14 protein-coding genes, 7 tRNA genes and 1 pseudogene are annotated in these 19,538 nt (G+C 54.0%); 21 read left to right on the top strand and 1 reads right to left on the bottom strand.

The window, feature by feature from the left end; translation table 11 throughout:
* Position 1 precedes the first annotated feature (1 nt).
* The 9 genes and pseudogenes from KP626_RS02300 to KP626_RS02260 all read left to right on the top strand — a co-directional run.
* Positions 2-613 carry a lysophospholipid acyltransferase family protein gene (locus KP626_RS02300; protein ID WP_395977948.1) on the top strand — a complete coding sequence of 204 codons (612 nt, stop codon included), beginning with the start codon at positions 2-4 and terminating at the stop codon, positions 611-613.
* Positions 606-2,795 carry a bifunctional 4-hydroxy-3-methylbut-2-enyl diphosphate reductase/30S ribosomal protein S1 gene (locus KP626_RS02295; RefSeq protein WP_395977946.1) on the top strand — a complete coding sequence of 730 codons (2,190 nt, stop codon included), beginning with the start codon at positions 606-608 and terminating at the stop codon, positions 2,793-2,795. The genes KP626_RS02300 and KP626_RS02295 overlap by 8 nt, the downstream gene beginning before the upstream one ends.
* Before the next feature lie 93 nt (positions 2,796-2,888).
* On the top strand, positions 2,889-3,893 hold the full coding sequence (locus tag KP626_RS02290; RefSeq protein ID WP_395977944.1) for a L,D-transpeptidase family protein: 1,005 nt from the start codon (positions 2,889-2,891) through the stop codon (positions 3,891-3,893).
* Positions 3,894-4,333: 440 nt separating this feature from the next.
* Positions 4,334-5,608 carry an adenylosuccinate synthase gene (locus KP626_RS02285; protein ID WP_395977942.1) on the top strand — a complete coding sequence of 425 codons (1,275 nt, stop codon included), beginning with the start codon at positions 4,334-4,336 and terminating at the stop codon, positions 5,606-5,608.
* Between the two features lie 94 nt (positions 5,609-5,702).
* The gene (locus KP626_RS02280) at positions 5,703-5,975 is read left to right on the top strand and encodes an ACT domain-containing protein (RefSeq protein ID WP_395977940.1); all 273 of its coding nucleotides are present in this window, start codon (positions 5,703-5,705) and stop codon (positions 5,973-5,975) included.
* A gap of 10 nt (positions 5,976-5,985) precedes the next feature.
* Positions 5,986-7,344, top strand: coding sequence for a PFL family protein (locus KP626_RS02275; RefSeq protein WP_395977938.1), 1,359 nt, complete (start codon positions 5,986-5,988; stop codon positions 7,342-7,344).
* 134 nt (positions 7,345-7,478) lie between these two features.
* Complete coding sequence (locus KP626_RS02270; protein ID WP_395977936.1) at positions 7,479-7,802, top strand: cyclic-di-AMP receptor; 324 nt, start codon at positions 7,479-7,481, stop codon at positions 7,800-7,802.
* A gap of 21 nt (positions 7,803-7,823) precedes the next feature.
* On the top strand, positions 7,824-8,957 hold the full coding sequence (locus KP626_RS02265) for a M20/M25/M40 family metallo-hydrolase (protein ID WP_395977934.1): 1,134 nt from the start codon (positions 7,824-7,826) through the stop codon (positions 8,955-8,957).
* Between the two features lie 150 nt (positions 8,958-9,107).
* Positions 9,108-9,521 (top strand): annotated as a pseudogene (locus KP626_RS02260) (cupin domain-containing protein); the annotation flags it as partial.
* Between the two features lie 57 nt (positions 9,522-9,578).
* Here the strand turns inward: KP626_RS02260 and KP626_RS02255 are convergent.
* Positions 9,579-10,247 carry a Crp/Fnr family transcriptional regulator gene (locus KP626_RS02255; protein ID WP_395977932.1) on the bottom strand — a complete coding sequence of 223 codons (669 nt, stop codon included), beginning with the start codon at positions 10,245-10,247 and terminating at the stop codon, positions 9,579-9,581.
* Between the two features lie 90 nt (positions 10,248-10,337).
* Here KP626_RS02255 and KP626_RS02250 point away from each other — a divergent pair, with 90 nt between their 5' ends.
* The 12 genes from KP626_RS02250 (at position 10,338) to mutL (ending at position 19,538) form a co-directional block, all read left to right on the top strand.
* Positions 10,338-11,015, top strand: a complete 678-nt coding sequence (locus KP626_RS02250) for an ATP-binding protein (protein WP_395977930.1) — start codon at positions 10,338-10,340, stop codon at positions 11,013-11,015.
* Between the two features lie 224 nt (positions 11,016-11,239).
* A tRNA-Pro gene (locus KP626_RS02245) sits at positions 11,240-11,316 on the top strand.
* A gap of 5 nt (positions 11,317-11,321) precedes the next feature.
* Positions 11,322-11,396 (top strand) — tRNA-Glu (locus KP626_RS02240).
* 21 nt (positions 11,397-11,417) lie between these two features.
* Positions 11,418-11,494 (top strand) — tRNA-Ile (locus KP626_RS02235).
* 20 nt (positions 11,495-11,514) lie between these two features.
* A tRNA-Asp gene (locus KP626_RS02230) sits at positions 11,515-11,591 on the top strand.
* 13 nt (positions 11,592-11,604) lie between these two features.
* A tRNA-Thr gene (locus tag KP626_RS02225) sits at positions 11,605-11,679 on the top strand.
* A gap of 25 nt (positions 11,680-11,704) precedes the next feature.
* A tRNA-Tyr gene (locus KP626_RS02220) sits at positions 11,705-11,789 on the top strand.
* Positions 11,790-11,793: 4 nt separating this feature from the next.
* Positions 11,794-11,880 (top strand) — tRNA-Leu (locus tag KP626_RS02215).
* Between the two features lie 375 nt (positions 11,881-12,255).
* The gene (locus KP626_RS02210; protein ID WP_395977928.1) at positions 12,256-13,542 is read left to right on the top strand and encodes a LysM peptidoglycan-binding domain-containing protein; all 1,287 of its coding nucleotides are present in this window, start codon (positions 12,256-12,258) and stop codon (positions 13,540-13,542) included.
* A gap of 138 nt (positions 13,543-13,680) precedes the next feature.
* On the top strand, positions 13,681-15,021 hold the full coding sequence (gene miaB / locus KP626_RS02205) for a tRNA (N6-isopentenyl adenosine(37)-C2)-methylthiotransferase MiaB (RefSeq protein WP_395977926.1): 1,341 nt from the start codon (positions 13,681-13,683) through the stop codon (positions 15,019-15,021).
* Positions 15,022-15,030: 9 nt separating this feature from the next.
* Positions 15,031-17,619 (top strand): DNA mismatch repair protein MutS, encoded by a 2,589-nt coding sequence (gene mutS / locus KP626_RS02200; protein WP_395977924.1) that lies wholly within the window; start codon positions 15,031-15,033, stop codon positions 17,617-17,619.
* Entirely contained in the window at positions 17,616-19,538 is a 1,923-nt protein-coding gene (gene mutL, locus KP626_RS02195) for a DNA mismatch repair endonuclease MutL (RefSeq protein WP_395977922.1), read from the top strand. Before mutS ends, mutL begins: the two co-directional genes overlap by 4 nt.

The raw sequence follows: 19,538 nt of genomic DNA, 5'->3' as shown, positions 1-19,538 counted from the left end.
TATGCACGCGTTTCTTTATCGTATCGCAAAATGGCTGGTCCGCTGGGGCAGCAAGCTCTTTGTCCGGGTGAAGATACAGGGGTTGGAGCACGCCCAGGGCCAAGGGGCGTATCTTCTCTGTGGAAATCATTTAAGCTGGTTTGACGGAGCTATTATTTTGTTACTGCCCAAAAAACGTCTTGTACGGCTCATGTGCAAAAAAGAGCTGTTCTCCATCTTCCCGGGAAGATGGTTTTATGAGTTTGCTTACTTTTTTCCGGTGGACCGGGAGGGGAACGATGTTCAGTCGGTGAAAACGGCTTTAAAGGTTTTAAAGGATGGTCACGTTTTGGGAATTTTCCCCGAGGGAACCCGCTCTAAAAGCCAGGAGTTGTTGCCTTTTCATAACGGGCCGGTCACCCTGGCCCACCGTCAGAAGGTGCCCATCGTACCCTTTGGCCGTACAAAAAAGGTAGGGCTATGGGGAAAGATCTGTGTATCGATTGGGGAGCCCTATTATATAGACTGTGACGATAGAAGGCTCTCCCAGGAGCAGACGGAACGATTCACCCAGGAACTGCGGGAAAAGGTGATGGGGGAGATGGAAAAAGCGGAGCGGATGCTGCATGGTTAAGTTTGTGGAAGGTACCCATAACGGATTCTGTTCTGGGGTACAGTCGGCGGTAAATGCCGTTGAGAGGAAAGCGCGGGAGTTGGGCCGCGTTTATACCTATGGTCCCATCATACACAACCGAACGGTGGTGGAGGAGTTGGAGGGGCTGGGAGCCATTGCGGTGGAGGATTTGTCCCAACTCAAACCGGGGGATACCGTGATCATCCGAAGCCATGGCGTGCCGCCTCAGGTCTATGAACAGTGCCGAGAGCTGGAACTGCGGGTCATCGATATGACCTGTCCTTTTGTCGCCCGGGTGCAGCGCCTCGCAGCCGATATGCAGAAAAAGGGCTATACCGTAGTAGTGGCGGGGAAAGCGGACCATCCTGAGGTGGTAGGCATCGCCGGCCACTGCGGAGGTCGAGCGCGGATCGTATCCAATTGGGAGGAGGCACAAAGGCTGCCCTGGATGGAGCGATGCTATCTCCTTTCTCAAACCACGTTTATCAAAGCGGATTTTCAGGCAATTGCCCAAGCGTTGGCTTCCCGGTGCGGGGAACTCATCGTGGAGGATACCATCTGTAGTTCCACGGAAAACCGGCAGAAAGAAGCGGCTGAGCTGGCCAAAACCTGCGACGCTATGGTGGTCATTGGAGGGAAAAACAGCAGCAACACCAATAAATTATTTTCCATCTGCAAAAGTGGATGCAAAAATGTACAAATCGTGGAATCCAAGGAAGAGATCGCTGTTGAAAAATTGCCGATAAATGGTATAATAGGCATTGTTGCGGGCGCATCAACGCCCCAACGGTCAATTAGGGAGGTTATTACCAGAATGAACGAGACTTTGAACAACACCCAGAACATCGAAGAGACCGCCGCCCCGGTGGAAGCCCCTGTGGCAGAAGAGGTTGTCGTTGCGGTTGAAGAGGAGACCGCTGCCCCTGCCGTAGAGGAAGCCCCCGCTGCCGCCAGCGAGGAAGCCGCCGAGCCTGAGCTGTCCGAGCAGGAGAGCTTTGAGCGGGATCTGGAAAAGACCATGATCCGCATCCGTCCCGGTCAGGTGAAAAAGGGAACCGTGGTGTCGATCGTTGGCGACGATGTTTATGTCAATATAGGCTATAAAGCCGATGGTATAATCCCCCAGGCCGAGCTTTCCTTGGATCCCAAAGCCGTTGCTTCTGAGCTGTTCCAGGTAGGTGATGAAGTTTCCGTTGAGATCTTGAAGGTCAACGACGGCGAAGGCAACGTGCTTCTCTCCAAGCGGAAGGTGGATATTCGCGCTAAGGAGAAGGAAGCCATTGCCGCTTTGGAGGACGGGACTCCCTTTGAAGTAACCATCAAGCAGGCTGTCAAGGGTGGCTTGCTTGCCGAGTATTTGAACGCCCGGGTCTTTATCCCCGCTTCCCATGTGGCTGAGCGCTATGTGGAGAATATCGAGGAATTTGTGGGCAAGAAGATGACCGTTAAGGCATTGGAAGTGGATAAGAACCGCCGCCGCATTGTGGCCAGCCGTAAGGAAATCCTTAAGGAGGAGGCCATCGCCAAGCGGAAGGAAAAATATGCGGCCTTTGAGCCCGGCCAGCGGGTAAAGGGCATTGTACGGCGGCTTACCGATTTCGGCGCGTTTACCGATATCGGCGGCGTGGATGGCCTGATCCATGTGACCGACCTCTCCTGGGGCCGGGTGCGCCATCCCGAGGACATCGTCAAGGTGGGCGACGAGGTTGAGGTGGAGATCCTCTCCGTAAACCCCGAAACCGAGCGCATTGCTCTTGGCTATAAGCAGCTACAGCCCAAACCCTGGGATACCGCCATGGAGAAGTACATGGCTGGAGATATCATCGAGGGCCGCGTGGATCGCATCGCTCCCTTTGGCGCTTTTGTGGAGATTGAGCCCGGTCTGTTTGGCCTGGTGCATATTTCCCAGGTTGCTACCCGCCGTATCGAAAAAGTGGAGGATGAGCTCCGGGTTGGGGATACCATCACCGTGAAGGTGTTGGATATTAACCCCGACACCAAGCGGATCAGCCTTTCCCGCCGCGCCGTGCTGCAGGAGGCCCGCGCTGCTCAGCAGCCCGCCTATCATCGCGATGAGGATCAGGGGTATGACAACAGCCGTTATGTAATTCCTCCCGTTGAGGAGACCACCTTTACCATCGGCGATCTCTTCCCTAAGTTCGACGACGAGGATGATAAATAAGCCGCTTTCTCGGAGGCCCGTGCAGATGCACGGGCCTTTTTTATCGAAAATATGCTAGAATAAACGCAGAATAGTAAGTGGGGAAGGACGCCTGTGAAGTTAAATCGTTTGGAATTGATCATCAGCGTATCTTTAATTCTGGTTATTGCCGTTGGAGGATTTTTAAGCGGGAACGTGATGATGGCTATGGGAACGGCAAAAGAGGATCCGTCCCAGGCCATAGAGTCCCCTACGCCGCTCATCGGCCAGGAACCGGAGGAGATGCTCGAAGTCCAGCCGGAGGAGACGGCTTTCCAAGCGGTGCCAACGGTTGCGCCCGCTCAAGGAGGCGCGAGTCCCGCACCCTCCGCGAATCCGGGAAAGGCGATGCCCACGCCTAACCGGCCCGGGAAGCAGGGCAACCCATATCGTATTCTAGTGAATAAGGGAACCCAGGTGGTAACGGTTTATGGCCAGGATGACCAGGGGAATTATACCGTTGCGATACGAAATATGGCCTGTTCTACTGGGCGAAGCAGCGCTTATACGCCTACAGGCACTTTCCGAATTTCGGCGAAATATAGATGGCGGTCCCTCAATGGCGGCGTATATGGCCAGTATGCCTGCCGGGTGGTGGGAAGCATCCTCTTTCACTCAGTACCCTATCTTCGACAATCTCCCGACAGCTTGAAATGGCAGGAATACAATAAATTAGGCTCTCCGGCTTCCGATGGTTGTATTCGTCTTCGGTGCATCGATGCCAAATGGATTTATGATAACTGTGCTGTGGGAACGCAGGTGGAGATCGTCAATGGCGGGAGCTACCCTGGGGCGTCTAGCGGAGTAGGCGTAGGAAAGATCGGAGAGACGGGGTGGGATCCTACCGATCCTGACCCTCGAAATCCCCATCGCGGCGGTGCTGTTACGCCAGAACCCACCCTATCACCAACGCCGGTCTCCACCCCGGCTCCTACGCCGACAGAAACGGTTGTTCCATCCCCCAGCACTACGCTAGAACCCACCGCTATTCCGACGCCCACTGCTGTGCCCACCTCGACGCCCACCGCTACACCCGAGGAAACAAGTACGCCTATCCCAACGCACCCCCTGCCGGAATAAAAAAATTTTTGCTGGGATGTATAAAACGGTAAAGCCGGGACATAATGATACTGACCTCACAAATTAAACCCCCTTTAAAGTTGCCCCGCATGATTGCGGGGCGTTTTTTTTAAATGCAGTGCATTGGCATGAAGGAAGAAAAATGCTGAGCTTCACCAATTCTGAATTAAGCGCTATCTGTGGGGAGAAATTACGGTCAAATGGAACAAATGTAATTTTATTTGCAGGAGTGGGGACAATACGATGCAAAATCGAGTTGACGGATGGAGGAAAATTGCATATACTGATCTTGTTGTATGGGAACAAAGGCGTTCACCATGGATCCAAGGCCTCCTGTCGAGACCCTTGGCTTCTGGGTGAACGCTTTTTTTGTGGGGAGGGAGCGATTCCGTCCCAGGCAAAAAGGGGAAGGATCCAATTTCAATGAGGAGGAAGATGAAATGCTGACAGCGGTAGTGGGTGTCAACTGGGGTGATGAAGGCAAGGGCCGGATGGTGGACCTTTTGTCCCAGGATCAGGATATCGTGGTGCGGTACCAGGGAGGAAACAACGCCGGACATACCGTTGTCAATCCTCAGGGAAAATTTATTCTTAACCTGTTACCCTCCGGCATTCTGCGCCGGGATGTGGTGAATGTGATGGGGAATGGCATGGTGGTGGACCTGGAGCATCTCTGCAAGGAGATGGAGCGGCTTCGCCAAGGAGGAATAGAGGTTTCCCCGGAGCATCTGAAGATCAGTGACCGGGCGGTAATCTGCATGCCCTATCATGTGCTCTTGGACGGCTTGGAAGAGGATCGTCTAGGGGATGCGAAATTTGGATCCACCCGTCGTGGAATTGGACCGGTCTATGGAGACAAATATATGAAGAAAGCCCTCCGTATGGGGGATCTGTTCTCTGAGGAGTATTTGGATGAACATCTGCGCCAAGTGCTGGAATGGAAGAATTTAACCATCCAAGGCGGCTATGGAGCCAAGGCCATTTCCCTGGATGCCATGCTGGAATGGCTTCATACCTATGGTGATCCCATTAAGCCCTATATCTGTGATACCGGCACGTATCTGGATACGGCTGTGGGAGAAGGCAAACGAATCATGTTTGAGGCCCAGCTGGGCGCCTTGCGGGACATCGATTTCGGTATCTATCCCTATACATCCTCTTCCTCTACCATTGCCGCATATGGGCCCATTGGCGCGGGGATCCCCCAGCACCATGTGGATTATGTCATCGGTATCACAAAGGCGTATTCCACCTGTGTGGGGGAAGGCCCCTTTACAGTGGAACTATTTCATGAAGCCGCCGACCGTCTGCGGGAGGCGGGCGGGGAATATGGCGCCGCCACTGGACGCCCCCGCAGAGTTGGCCCCTTTGACGTGGTGGCCTCCCGGTATGGCGCCCGAATCCAGGGCGCCCATGAGCTGGCTTTAACCAAATTGGACGTTCTATCCTATCTGGATGAGATTCCAGTCTGTACAGCCTACGAGATCGATGGAGAGCGGCTGGAGGAATTTCCCATGGGGGAGCGTTTGAATCGCGCAAAGCCGGTTCTGCGGTCCCTGGAGGGATGGGGATGCGATATCAGCTCATGCCGCACCATGGAAGAACTGCCCCGTGCTGCTCGGGAGTATGTCCGCTTTTTAGAGGAAAGCTTGGCCGTTCCTATGGGCTATGTATCGGTGGGGGCAGAGCGGGAAGCCTATATCCGCCGCACATGACATACGGAATCTGAATCAAAAAACCTCCCTCTTGCTATGGGAGGTTTTTTCCTATATTCTAAATGAAACAAGAATTCGATCCTTGGAGGCTGTTATGACCAAAGCAATTGTGACGGTAATCGGAAAGGACCGGGTGGGGATCATCGCTGAGATCAGCGTGCTGCTGGCGGGCTATGGCATCAACATCCTGGATATCAGTCAAACCCTGCTGCAGGACTACTTTACCATGGTAATGCTGGTGGATGTGGGCCAGATGTCCATTCCTTTCCCGGACGTCAAAGAAGCGCTCTCCGATCTGGGGGAGAAATTAGCCCTTTCCATCCGCATCCAGCATGAGGACATCTTCCGGTCCATGCACCAGCTGTGAGGTGGCCGCTGTGATCAACCAATATGAAATCTTTGAGACCATCCGCATGATCGAGAACGACAATCTGGATATTCGTACCATCACCATGGGTATTAGCCTGTTGGACTGTGTGGATGCGGATATGGACCGGCTGTGCGAAAAGGTCTATGAGAAAATCACCCGGTGCGCTCGAAACCTGGTTCAGGTGGGCCAGGATATTGAGGATGAATTTGGGATTCCTATCGTCAACAAACGGATTAGCGTGACCCCCGTTTCCCTGATTGCCGCGGGGACTGGGGCGGATAGCTATGTGCCGGTGGCTAAGGCCATGGACGCCGCCGCCCAGGCGGTTGGAGTCAACTACATCGGAGGCTTTTCCGCCCTGGTCCATAAGGGGTACAGCGATGGGGACCGGGTGCTGATCAACAGCATTCCAAAGGCCCTTTCCTCCACACAGCGGGTGTGCGCTTCCGTTAACGTAGGCACCACCAAGGCGGGAATTAACATGGATGCGGTGGAGCAGATGGGCCGCGTGGTACGGTCCTGCGCGGAGCTTTCCGCGTCGGGGGATGGCATGGGAGCTGCCAAACTGGTGGTGTTCTGCAACGCTGTGGAGGATAACCCTTTCATGGCGGGAGCTTTCCACGGGGTGGGGGAACCCGAATGCGTCATCAACGTGGGGGTCTCCGGCCCCGGGGTTGTGAAATCCGCTCTGGAAAAGGTTCAAGGGGAATCCTTTGATGTGGTGGCAGAGACCATCAAGAGGACGGCATTCCGCATTACTCGGATGGGGCAGCTGGTGGCCCGAGAGGCCAGTACACGCTTGGGTGTTCCCTTTGGTATTGTGGATCTCTCCTTGGCGCCTACGCCGGCCATTGGGGATTCCGTGGCCCATATCCTCACCGAGATGGGACTGGAGATGGCGGGAGCTCCGGGCACTACGGCAGCCCTTGCCCTCTTAAACGATGCGGTGAAAAAGGGGGGCGTGATGGCATCCAGCCATGTGGGAGGCCTTTCCGGCGCCTTTATACCGGTTAGCGAGGACGCGGGGATGATCGAGGCGGCGGCTCAGGGGGCTCTAACCTTGGAGAAGCTGGAGGCCATGACCTGTGTCTGCTCGGTGGGATTGGACATGATCGCCATCCCGGGGGATACCCCGGCGGCTACCATCTCCGGCATCATCGCCGACGAGGCGGCCATTGGGATGATCAACCAAAAAACTACGGCAGTGCGGATTATCCCGGCCATCGGCAAGACGGTGGGGGATACCGTGGAGTTTGGCGGCCTGTTTGGACGCGCGCCGGTGATGGCGGTAAACCGGTATGATTGCGGAGCGTTTATCGCCAGAAAGGGCCGCATCCCGGCGCCGATCCATAGCCTCCGGAATTAGGAAAATTCATTTTTCATCGCAGTTCTTAATAAAATCATGATTTGCATTCCCAGTGGAATTGCCGTATCATGAAATAAAATAGAAGTTTGTACAAAAGTGACGGCGAGACCGTCAAAGAAGGAGGTTTGCACGCTATGAAGATGATCATTGCCATTGTGCAGGACGAGGACTCCAAACGCGTTATTTCTAAGCTGATGGATGCAGGCTACCGGGTAACCAAGCTCTCCACCACCGGCGGCTTTTTGCGGGTGGGTAACAGCACCCTGATGATCGGCGTGGAGGAGGAAAAGCTGGAGGGTGCTATGGCCATCATCGAGGATGTTTGCGAAAGCCGCAAGCAGTTTGTGGCCCTGCCTGGTTCCGGCCCGGAGAACGTAGGTTTCCCCCTGCCCGTAGAGGTGACGGTGGGCGGCGCTACGGTATTTGTTCTGGATGTGGAGCAGTTCAAGCGTTTCTAATCATAAAAAGGAGGCCGTGAAATGATCCGGCTGACAGAGGAACAGGAACGATATGCAAAGGTCCACCAGGAAGAACTGGTGGACCTCATTCTAACCCTTTGCAGAATTCCAGCGCCATCCCATCGGGAGGATGCGCGGGCAGCCTTTGTGCGGGATTGGCTTGAGAATGCCGGCGCAAAGGGAGTTTATCTTGATGAAGCGAAAAACGTGGTGTTCCCCATGAATTGCGAGGGGAAGGATCGGATTGCGGTGTTTATGGCCCATACCGATACCGTTTTTCCCGATCTTACGCCGATGGAGCCGGTGATGGCGGAGGGGAAGATCCATTGTCCAGGGGTGGGGGACGATACCGCCAATCTGGCGCTGATGCTGCTGATCATCTGCCGGCTGTTGGAGGAAGGCCGGACGCCGCCTAAGGGGGCCCTGTTTGTGGCCAACTCCTGCGAGGAGGGATTGGGAAACCTCAAGGGCTGCCGCAAAATCATGGAGGATTACAAGGGGCGGGTTGCCTGTCTTACCTCCTTTGACGGCGGGCTGGAAAGCTATGTGGACTACGCGGTGGGCAGCAAGCGGTACCGGGTGGTTGTAACCACCGAGGGAGGCCACTCCTATGGGAGCTTTGGCAACCGGAACGCGATCCAGCACATGGCGTCCCTCATCGAGACCCTCTATACCCTGAAGGTGCCCCAGGGCGGGAAAAGCACCTATAACGTGGGGGTGATTCAAGGAGGGACCTCCGTCAACACCATTGCGCAAAGGTGTGAAATGCTCTTTGAGTACCGTTCCGACGTGGGGGCCAGTCTCAATGCCATGGATGCTTTTTTTCATCGGACCCTTCAAGCCTATGAGGCTATGGGGATCGGTGTGACGGCAGAGCTGGTAGGGGACCGGCCCTGCATGGGCGATGTGCCGGAGAAGGCGGAGGAACAGTTGCGCCAGCGGGTTCGGGATGCGGTTTCCCAGTATACCGGCGTCGTTCCTATGGGTCATTCTGGATCCACCGACTGCAATATTCCGCTGTCCATGGGGGTGCCTTCCATCTGCTTTGGAGGCTACCGCGGCCATGGAGCCCATACCCGGGAGGAGTATATTGAGGTGGAGTCCCTTTTACCAGGCATGAAGGCCATGCTGAGCTATATTCTGGAGTGGTTTTAAAGAAAAGGGGGCCTTTGCCGTTTTACGGCGGGGCCTTTTGTTTTTGCTTTGCACCTTTCTTCCACTGCGGACATAGGATGGCGTAAAACCCGAAAAGGGGGATAAGGTATGGGAAAAAATGCCGGTACCAGGGGATTCCCTGGTCATGTGGATCGCGGAGCGGAACCGTTTGTAGTGAATATCAACGCCATCACCAGGGCGAATACCAACTTTCGCACTGCGCTCTGGACGGGCGATCACCTTCAGCTAACCTTAATGTGTATTGGGGCAGGGGAGGAGATCGGTTTAGAAATGCATCCGGATGTGGATCAATTTCTCTGTGTACAGGAAGGCGGCGGTTATGTCGCCATGGGAAACAATCAACGGAGGCTGGCGTGTAGAAGTTGTCTGCGGGAAAACTGCGCGATTCTGATTCCGGCTGGCACCTGGCACAATGTAATCAACTCAGGGAAAAAGCCTCTTAAGCTTTATTCCATCTATGCGCCGCCTCAGCATCCTAGGGGAACGGTTCATATAACCCGGGAAATGGCGGAAGAGGGGGAACATCCAACGCCCTGTGTCTAAATGACCAAAAAACGCCTTGTGCGCCACGCACAAGGCGTTTTTTGATACGGCTAAAGATTATTGCTCCATCAGAAGGGTAAAGCGATTGCGGGAAAAGGTTAGGATTCCCTCATCCCGCAGCCGTCCAAGCTCACTGGACATGGCGCTGCGGTCTACCGAAAGATAGTCGGCAAGCTGCTGGCGGTTATAGGGGATCTCAAAGCGAGAGCTTCCCTGGCGGATGGATTCGGCCGAAAGATAAGAGAGCAGTTTATCCCGGGTGGAACGCTGGCTCAGGTGGGTTAGTTTTTCGTGGAATCGCAGATTTTTCATGGCAAGATCGGACAGCAGGTTGCGGACAGCACGCTGATGAAAGATGCAGGTGGAGGAGCAGGTGGTAAGCACCTGTTGAATATCAAGAAAAAGCACCGTGGCGGGGGAGTCCGCTATGACGTCAACCCCGCAAACCGAATTGGGAACGCAGGCAAAGGTTTCAGCAAACATCTGCCCCGGAGACACCTGCGCGAGGATATTTCGGTTCCCCCAGAAATCCTCCTGAATGATGTAAGCGCTCCCAGACACCAGGACTCCAATGGCTGTAACGGGTTGACCGCTCTGGAGGATGTATTGGTTTTTCCCATAGCTGTGAGCCGAAGCCTCGAGGCAGCGTAGCATGGAGAGCAGTTCTTCATCGTGGATGCCGTAAAATAGAGCACAACGGCGCAAGGATTCCAAATATTGTTCCATTTCGTGCTCCTTTTGTTGTAAAAACAACAGAAGATTTGTCATCACTCTAGTATAATCTGAATACAAAGTCAAGAAAGGAAGGGACTTCTGATGGTTCGGAAGATCATTCATATCGATGAAGAAAAATGCAATGGCTGCGGTGCTTGCGCTATGGCCTGCCAAGAGGGAGCCATTGGTATGGTGGATGGAAAGGCGAAGCTGTTGCGGGATGATTATTGCGATGGCTTAGGCAACTGTCTTCCCGTATGTCCCACTGGAGCGATCAGCTTTACGGAGCGGGAAGCGGCAGCTTTTGACGAGGCGGCAGTTAAGGCCAACCAGGCGCCGGGGGGCTGCCCTGGCAGCCAATCCAAGCGGATTGAGCGAGAGGCTCCGGATGATTTAATGGCAACGGCTCGTATTGCCAGCGCCCTTAATCAATGGCCGGTGCAGATCAAGCTGGTGCCGGTGCATGCTCCTTATTTTGAAAACGCCAACCTTCTGATTGCGGCGGACTGCACCGCCTATGCCTACGGAAATTTTCATCGGGATTTTATCCGCAACCGCGTAACCCTGATTGGCTGCCCCAAGCTGGATGAAGGGGACTATACGGAAAAGTTAACGGAGATCATCCGCAGCAACGAGATTAAAAGCGTGACGGCGATACGTATGGAGGTGCCCTGCTGCGGTGGAATCGAGCGTGCCGTAAAGCAGGCTCTGATGGCCAGCGGAAAGTTTCTCCCTTGGCAGGTTGTAACCGTTACAACGGATGGCAGGATCCTGGAATAGGACGCACGATTATGCCTGGAGAAATGCACCTCTTTTCTTATTAAAGCATTGAAAGCTAAAAAAGGGGGCTGCCTTGGGCTGCCCCCTTTTTTGCATAGGATCACCATAAATTTTTTGTCGGAAAAAGAGAGGATTTCTTCCGGAAAAACTTTAAATGCCATGTTGACAAGCGAGCCCAAATAGGGTATATTAAATTGCGTCGTCCAAGGAGGATGCATTCATCACGGGGTGTGGCGCAGTTTGGTAGCGCGCATGCTTTGGGAGCATGAAGCCGCGGGTTCGAATCCCTCCACCCCGACCAGGCATGGCCCCTTGGTCAAGCGGTTAAGACATCGCCCTTTCACGGCGGTAACAGGGGTTCGATTCCCCTAGGGGTCACCACCTTACCCACCCTGCTGTTGTGGGCCCTTAGCTCAGTTGGTCAGAGCGGTCGGCTCATAACCGATTGGTCCGGGGTTCGAGTCCCTGAGGGCCCACCACTTTAATGCAAAACGGTCATGGCCCGGTAGTTCAGTTGGTTAGAATGCCAGCCTGTCACGCTGGAGGTCGAGGGTTCGAGCCCCTTCCGGGTCGCCACTATGCATGATATGCTGGTGTAGCTCAACGGTAGAGCGCCTGATTTGTAATCAGAAGGTTGCGGGTTCGATTCCCATCACCAGCTCCACCGGATGCACTGGCCATCATAAAATGGATGGGTTCCCGAGCGGCCAAAGGGAGCAGACTGTAAATCTGCCGTCACAGACTTCGATGGTTCGAATCCATCCCCATCCACCAATATGCGAGAATGGCGGAATTGGCAGACGCGCACGGTTCAGGTCCGTGTGAAAGCAATTTCATGCAGGTTCAAGTCCTGTTTCTCGCACCATGTCGGAACGAGTTACGCTCGTTCCGATTTTTTATTTCATAAAAATCATTCACCCACTCCACCGTTCCTCCTTTTCCGCAAAAACTCACGCTGTGCCTGCGCTGTTCGCTTGTAAACAGCTCATAGCGCTTCGGCTTGCTGCCAATTTTTTGCGGGGTGGTGCTACGGTCATTTGCGGAATCCATTTTGTTGCCTAAATACACCAGCTCAGTTTTTTTATTTTGCTTTTTGTTCTCATTTGTAGCAGATACCTTTTTTGTGGCGCAAATCTAAAACAAAGCATCGCTTGCTTCATTTTATTTTGTTTTTTCTTTTCGCTAAAAGGACTTTCTGTTTTAGCCTCCTGAATATACTGCAAAAGGAGGTGTGAAGTCCATGCAAATTCATGTCGTTCAATCCGGCCAGAGTCTTTATGGGATTGCAAAAATCTATGGGACCACCGTCGCCGATATTGCAGAAGCAAATCAAATTGATCCCACCAAAACCCTTGTAATTGGGCAGGCTTTGGTGATTCCCATTACAGGAAGATATTATTTTGTACAGCCGGGGGATTCCCTCTATAAAATTGGCAGAAGGTTTGGTGTCCCTTACCTTACGCTGGCACAAATCAACGCGTTTAATCCAGAGGCAACGCTACCGGTAGGCCTTCGGCTCTACATTCCGCCCATGCCCAAAACGGCGATTGAATCAAACGCCTATGCGGAAGCATACAATGGTAGATTTGCGGATCGAGTGATCGCCTCTGTGGATGAACACGCGCTGCAGCTTACCTATGTTGCGCCCTTCAGTTTTGAGGCACAGGCAGACGGCAGTCTTAAAACGATCGATGTTTCCCCCATTCGGACTGCCGCCGCTTCCGGAGGGTCGGCATTGATGATGGCGGTTACAAATCTTGAAAATGGAGCTTTTAGCGACTCGCTGGGCGCGCGCATTCTAAATAATTCCGATGTGCAGGATCGGTTATTGTCCAATATTTTACTGGAAGCCCAAAGATATGGTTTTCGGGACATCCACTTTGATTTTGAATACCTGCGGCCGGAGGATCGGGAACCATATAACGCCTTTCTACGCAAGGCATCTAAACGGCTGCACGGGGCCGGCCTTTTGATGTCCACCGCCCTTGCTCCCAAGACAAGCGCCGCGCAGTCTGGAAGATGGTATACAGCCCATGATTATCGGGTACATGGAGAGGTGGCGGATTTCGTGGTGATCATGACATACGAATGGGGGTACAGCGCCGGACCACCCATGGCCGTATCACCCATTGGCCCGGTGCGGCAAGTCTTGGAATATGCGAAAACGGAGATTCCAGCAACGAAGATTATGATGGGGCAAAACCTGTACGGTTATGACTGGACGCTGCCCTTTATTAGAGGGGGCGCTTATGCCCGGGCGATCAGTCCCCAAACCGCTATCGATTTGGCACGACAATACCATGCGAGAATAGAGTACGATAGCAACGCACAGGCGCCGTTTTTCTACTACTGGGATGCGTCCTCCAAGCAGCATGTGGTTTGGTTTGAGGACGCCCGCTCCATCAACGCTAAATTTGATCTATTAAAAGAGCTCGATCTCCGGGGAATCAGCTATTGGAAGCTAGGATTGGATTTCCCTCAAAATTGGCTATTGCTGGGGGACCGGTTCCGTATTGGAAAGAAATGAGTACCTATGGAGAAGAGGCATCGGACCTGCAGGAGATCATCCTGTAGGTCTTTTCTTTGGGTGGATTGCTTTTTAAAACGCTGTTTTCTCGACCAAAATATGATAAAATATTCTATCAAGAATTACTTTGGAGGCATTATGGGAAAGAATCAGTACCGGGCGGAACGGCCTGGAACCGATACCTATTATATTACCACCTTTGGTTGCCAGATGAATGTACGGGATACCCAGACTGCGGCGGGCATCCTGGAGTCCATGGGATATCTTCCCGCTGCCGATCCCAAAGAGGCAAAGGTGCTGCTTTATAACACCTGCTGTATCCGGGATCTGGCGGAACGAAAGGCCTATGCTGCCATTGGCATGGCCCGGGAGATCAAAGCAAAGAACGGCGGCATGGTGGGGGTGTTCGGCTGCATGACCCAACAGACAGGCGCGGCCCAGGAGCTTATGCGCAGGATGCCCTTTATCGATTTCGCTTTTGGAACCCATCAATTGCATCGGCTGCCGGAATTCATTCATGCCGCTCAGGAAAAGGGGAGGACGACTCTTTTAGAGGAGGGAAACCCCGCTTTGGATTTTGATCTGCCTGCGGCCTATGGAAGGCCACCCCTTGCCTATACCAACATCATCCATGGCTGTAACAACTTCTGTTCCTATTGCATCGTGCCCTATGTGCGCGGCAGGGAAACCAGCAAGCCCATGGAGCTGATCTTAGAGGAGGCCCGCACCCTGATGGATCAGGGCTTTTCCGAGATCACTCTACTGGGGCAGAATGTCAACAGCTACGGCAACGATTGGGGGAAGCCTCAATTTGCCAAGCTGCTTCGCGAGCTGGATGCCATAGGAGTACCGCGGATCCGATTTATGACCTCCCATCCCAAGGACCTGAGCGATGAGGTGATTGCCGCTATGGCGGAATGCTCCCATGTCGCAAAGCAGATCCATCTGCCGGTTCAAAGCGGTAGCAGCAGGGTTCTACGGCGAATGAACCGTAAATATACCCGCGGGGATTATCTCTGTCTTGTGGAAAAGCTCCGTGCTGCCATGCCCCAAGTGGGCATCACCACGGATCTGATCGTGGGTTTCCCTGGGGAAAGCGAGACGGACTTTGCCGACACCCTTTCCCTTTGTGAAACAGTACGGTTCGATGCCGCCTTTACCTTTAATTTCAGCAAGCGGAAGGGAACTGCCGCTTTTGATATGGAGGGGGAGGTCGCCAAGGAAGTCATGACTCAGCGCATTACCACCCTCATCGATACCATCAAATCCATCTCCACAAAAACCTATCAAGGCCTGGTTGGAACGGAGCAAACGGTTCTCATCGAAGGAGAATCCAGCCGGGATAGCAGCTGCTATACCGGCCGAATCGATCGGGGTATTACCGTCAATTTCCCCAAAGGACATGGGGTGGTAGGGGATTTTGTTCCCGTCACCATTACCCACGCCAAGGCCAATACCCTGTTCGGTCAGGAGCGTTAGGAGGGTTCTATGGCAATCGTCAATCTATCACCTGCCATGCAGCAGTATATGGATTTAAAGGAGCAGTATCCGGACTGCATCCTGTTTTTTCGCTTGGGGGACTTTTACGAGATGTTCTTTGAGGATGCGCTTACCGCCTCCCGAGAGCTAGAAATCGTCTTAACTGGCAAACAGTGTGGCCTGGAGGAGCGAGCGCCCATGTGCGGTGTACCCTACCACGCCGTGGACAACTATGTGAAAAAGCTCATCGATAAAGGCTATAAGGTGGCCATCTGCGAGCAGCTTACCGAGCCCGGCAAGGGCTTGGTGGAGCGGGATGTGGTGCGCATCGTGACCCCTGGCACCGTCATCGAGGATAACATGGTGGAGCGGGACCGGAACAACTACATTCTTGCGTTATCCATGCAACGGGGGAAAGGCGGGTACGCCTATGCTGATGTCAGCTCCGGCGAGTTCTTCGCTGCGGATTTTTTTACCTTGGAACCGGGGGAGGTTCAAAACCTCCTATACGCCGTATCCCCCAGCGAGCTTATCATCACGGAGACGGTACAAAAGCATCTTGGGGAGGAGTTTTTGGCCTCCTGTAAATGCCTCATCACCCAGAGGGAAAGCCGTTTCTTTGATCCGGACACCGCGTTAAAACAGCTAAAAGAGCACTTTAGTGTTGGAACCCTCTCGGGATTCGGCATCCAGGACCACGCTCCCTGCGTATCCGCCGCCGGCGGCCTGCTCCAATACCTGTTGGAAACGCAGAAGGTGCCCCTGAGCCATATCAACCGCATCCAGCCCGCTATGGGGGGCGATTATATGCAGCTGGATGCCGGTACCAAACGCAATTTGGAATTGACCCAGACCATCATGGGCGGTGGGAAACGGGGGTCTCTTCTCTGGGTGTTAGACAAGACCAAATCCCCCCAGGGGGCCCGCCTGCTGCGGCGATGGATTGAGCAGCCCCTACTCAATAGGGACCGTATTGCCCGCCGTCTGGATGGGGTGGAAGAGCTGACCGGGAACTACATCGCCCGGGTAAACCTTGCCGATTGCCTGAATCATATCTATGACCTGGAGCGGCTCTGCGCCAAGGTATCCTATGGTACCATCAATCCAAGGGATGTTAAGGCCATCGGGGATACGTTGGCGTTGATACCAGAGGTAAAGTCTCTTTTAAGCCTGTGCGAGGCGCCCCTGTTGCAAGAGGCATACGAGGGCTTGGATGAGCTTTGTGAGATTGCGGAGCTCATTCAATCTGCCATTGCCGACGAGCCGCCCCTGTCCAGCAAGGAGGGCGGGGTACTGAAGCCGGGATATCATCCCGAGGTGGATCAGTTGCGGGAAGCGTCGGTCAACGGAAAAACCTGGCTTTCAGAGCTGGAGGCCCGGGAAAAGGAAAAGACCGGCATAAAAAACCTGAAGATTGGGTTCAACAAGGTATTTGGGTATTTCATCGAGGTGAGCAAATCCCAGACCGGCATGGTGCCCTACCACTATACCCGCAAACAGACCCTGGTCAACGCGGAACGATATATCACCGAGGAACTGAAGCAGATTGAGGATACTATCCTGGGCGCAGAGGAGCGATGTATGCGGTTAGAATACCAGCTGTTCTGTGAGATTCGAGAGCGGATTGGGGACGTATTGCCGGTTTTGCAGGAGAATTCCCGGATCCTTGCCATAGTGGATGCCATTGCATCCCTTGCACAAGTAGCCTATGATAACAACTACGTCCGTCCCCAGATCAACGAGGATGGGGTGATCCGCCTGACCGAGAGCCGTCATCCCGTGGTGGAAAAATCCATTCGGGGCTTTGTTCCAAACGATTGCGCCCTGGATGGGGAGGATAACCGTTTTCTGATTATCACCGGGCCCAATATGTCGGGAAAATCAACCTACATGCGCCAGGTGGCCATCATTGTGCTCATGGCCCATATTGGCTCTTTTATCCCGGCCAAGGAAGGAAGCGTCTGCCTTGTTGACCGCATCTTTACCCGGGTGGGCGCTTCCGATGATCTGGCATCGGGGAAATCCACCTTCATGGTGGAGATGGTGGAGACCGCCAATATTCTCAACAACGCGACCCGGGACAGCCTTATCATCTTGGATGAGATCGGCCGGGGTACCAGCACCTTTGATGGCCTTTCCATCGCTTGGGCGGTGGCGGAGCATATCACGAAGATGGGCAGTAAAGCCATGTTTGCCACCCACTATCACGAGCTGAGCGAGATGGAGGGTTTGATTCCAGGTGTAAAGAACTACTGTATCGCCGCACGGGAGCTGGGTGAGGATATCGTATTCCTGCACCGGATCATCCGCGGTGGAACCGATAAAAGCTTTGGTATTCAAGTGGCCCGGTTGGCGGGAATTCCCACCCCGGTGATAGAGCGCTCCAAGGTGATTTTGGAGGAGCTCCGCAAGCTGGATGTGGACGGGCACATCCTGGGAATTGATCGCGGAGAGGAGCCCGTGCTGGAGGAAAAGCCGTCGGACGGAGGTGGAGAGCTGGCGGAACTTCTCCGTACCCTGGAGGTGGATACCCTCACTCCCATTCAGGCGCTCAATACGCTATATGACTTGAAAAAACGAGCGGAGGCGATGAGTTGAACCGAATACAGCTGCTGGATCAGGCAACGGCCAATAAAATAGCGGCGGGGGAGGTGGTAACCCGTCCATCTTCCGTCATCAAGGAGCTGGTGGAAAACGCCATCGATGCCGGCGCCACTTCCATCTACGTGGAGATCAAAAACGGAGGGATGAAGGAAATCTATGTGTCGGATAACGGCGGGGGGATCCACCCCGACGATATGGCACTGGCTTTTCGCCGTCATGCTACCGGGAAAACTCGGCCGGGAGACGAAATGTTTGGCCTATCCTCCTTGGGTTTCCGGGGAGAGGCGCTCTCCTCCATCGCCGCCGTAAGCCGGGTGAAGATGGTATCCCGGATGCGGGGGGCGGAGACCGGCCAGGGCATCGAGTTGGAAGGGGGAGAGGTGGTTCGTCAGTATCCCATCGGATGCCCCGAGGGAACGGGAATCTACGTCAACGACCTTTTTTATAATACACCGGCCCGGCTGAAGTATATTAAAAGCATTGGAGCGGAGTCCGCAAGCTGCGCCGATGGCGTGGGGCGGTTGATTCTAGCCTATCCGGAGATTTCCATTCGATATAGCAACAATGGCAGTCCTCTTTATCATAGTCCGGGAACCTGTCTAGCCGACGCTATTTTGGCGGTGTACGGCAAGGAAATCTATGATAACCTAATTCCCGTTCAATACGACGGCAAGGGATTGCGGGTAACGGGATATATCGGCAACGGCACGATATCCCGCCGGAATCGGAGCTTTCAAACCACCATCGTAAATGGGCGTGTGGTGCGGAGTGCAAAAATCTCCAATGCCGTCTCTACCGCCTTTTCTGAACGCATGATGATCGGGAAATTCCCCTTTTATGTGCTAAGCCTTACGGTTAAACAGGAACGGATGGATGCCAATGTCCATCCCCAAAAAACCGAGATCAAGCTTTTGGATGAGGATGCCATTTTAGCGGAGCTGGTTTCGGCTGTGGAGTCTGCTCTGTCCCCAAAATCGGATTTGCGGCGCCTGACGCTCCCGCAGAAAACGCCAAAGGAGCAGGACTCGCTGGCCTCAGTTTCTGAGAAAACCGAAATCCCCGAGGAATACAAGCGTATGGCCGATGATTTTGCCGGGGAGATCGCCATGCCGGCCTTTCCGAAAAAGGGCGGTTTCCGGGTAAAGGACGCGCCTGACGCTTCCTTGGATTTCTCCCCCATCCAAATGCCTTCTCAACCTTTAAAGGAAAGGATGGAGAAAGAGCCTGTTGAGCAGCCCAAAGAGTCCCAAGCAAAGCCCGCTTTCTCCCAAGGCGTGCCAATGGTCGCGGACCAACTATCTCTTCCCGTCGACCATCCCCGGGCGGCAGGTTCGCTGCCGGTAGATCTGCGGATCATCGGACAGGCCTTTGCCACTTATCTGCTGGTTCAGTCCGGGGAATCACTGATGATCATTGACCAGCATGCCGCTCATGAACGTCTGAATTATGACCGCTATCTGGCTCAGATGGAGCGGCAGCAGGTGATCAGCCAGCCGCTATTGGCGCCTTGCGTGGTTACCATGGCGGTAGAAGAGGTACAGCTGGTATTGGATCATAAGGATATTTTTCTCTCCATGGGCTTCGATCTCGATACCTTTGGCCTTGGCGCCATAGCCATCCGTGCGGTACCCAGTGTATTCAGCGGACTGGACCTGCACGCGGCATTCCTCGATATGGTGGAGCAATTCCGTTCTCTGGGGAAGGCGAGCCCGCTTGCGGTGGTTCGGGACCGCATTGTGCGGGCCTGCTGCCGGATGTCCATCAAAGCGGGCCAGCCCCTGGGCCATGAGGAGATCGCCCAGATTTTGCAGATGCTGAAAACCACTCCAAAGCTCACCTGTCCCCACGGCCGTCCCATCGTGATGATCATTGCCAAAGGGGATCTGGAAAAAAACTTTAAGAGGATTCAGTAG

Source organism: Christensenella sp. MSJ-20 (genome assembly GCF_044357945.1).
Taxonomy (GTDB): Bacteria; Bacillota; Clostridia; order Christensenellales; family QAND01; genus QAND01.
This window is presented reverse-complemented; position numbering and strand designations above follow the sequence as displayed.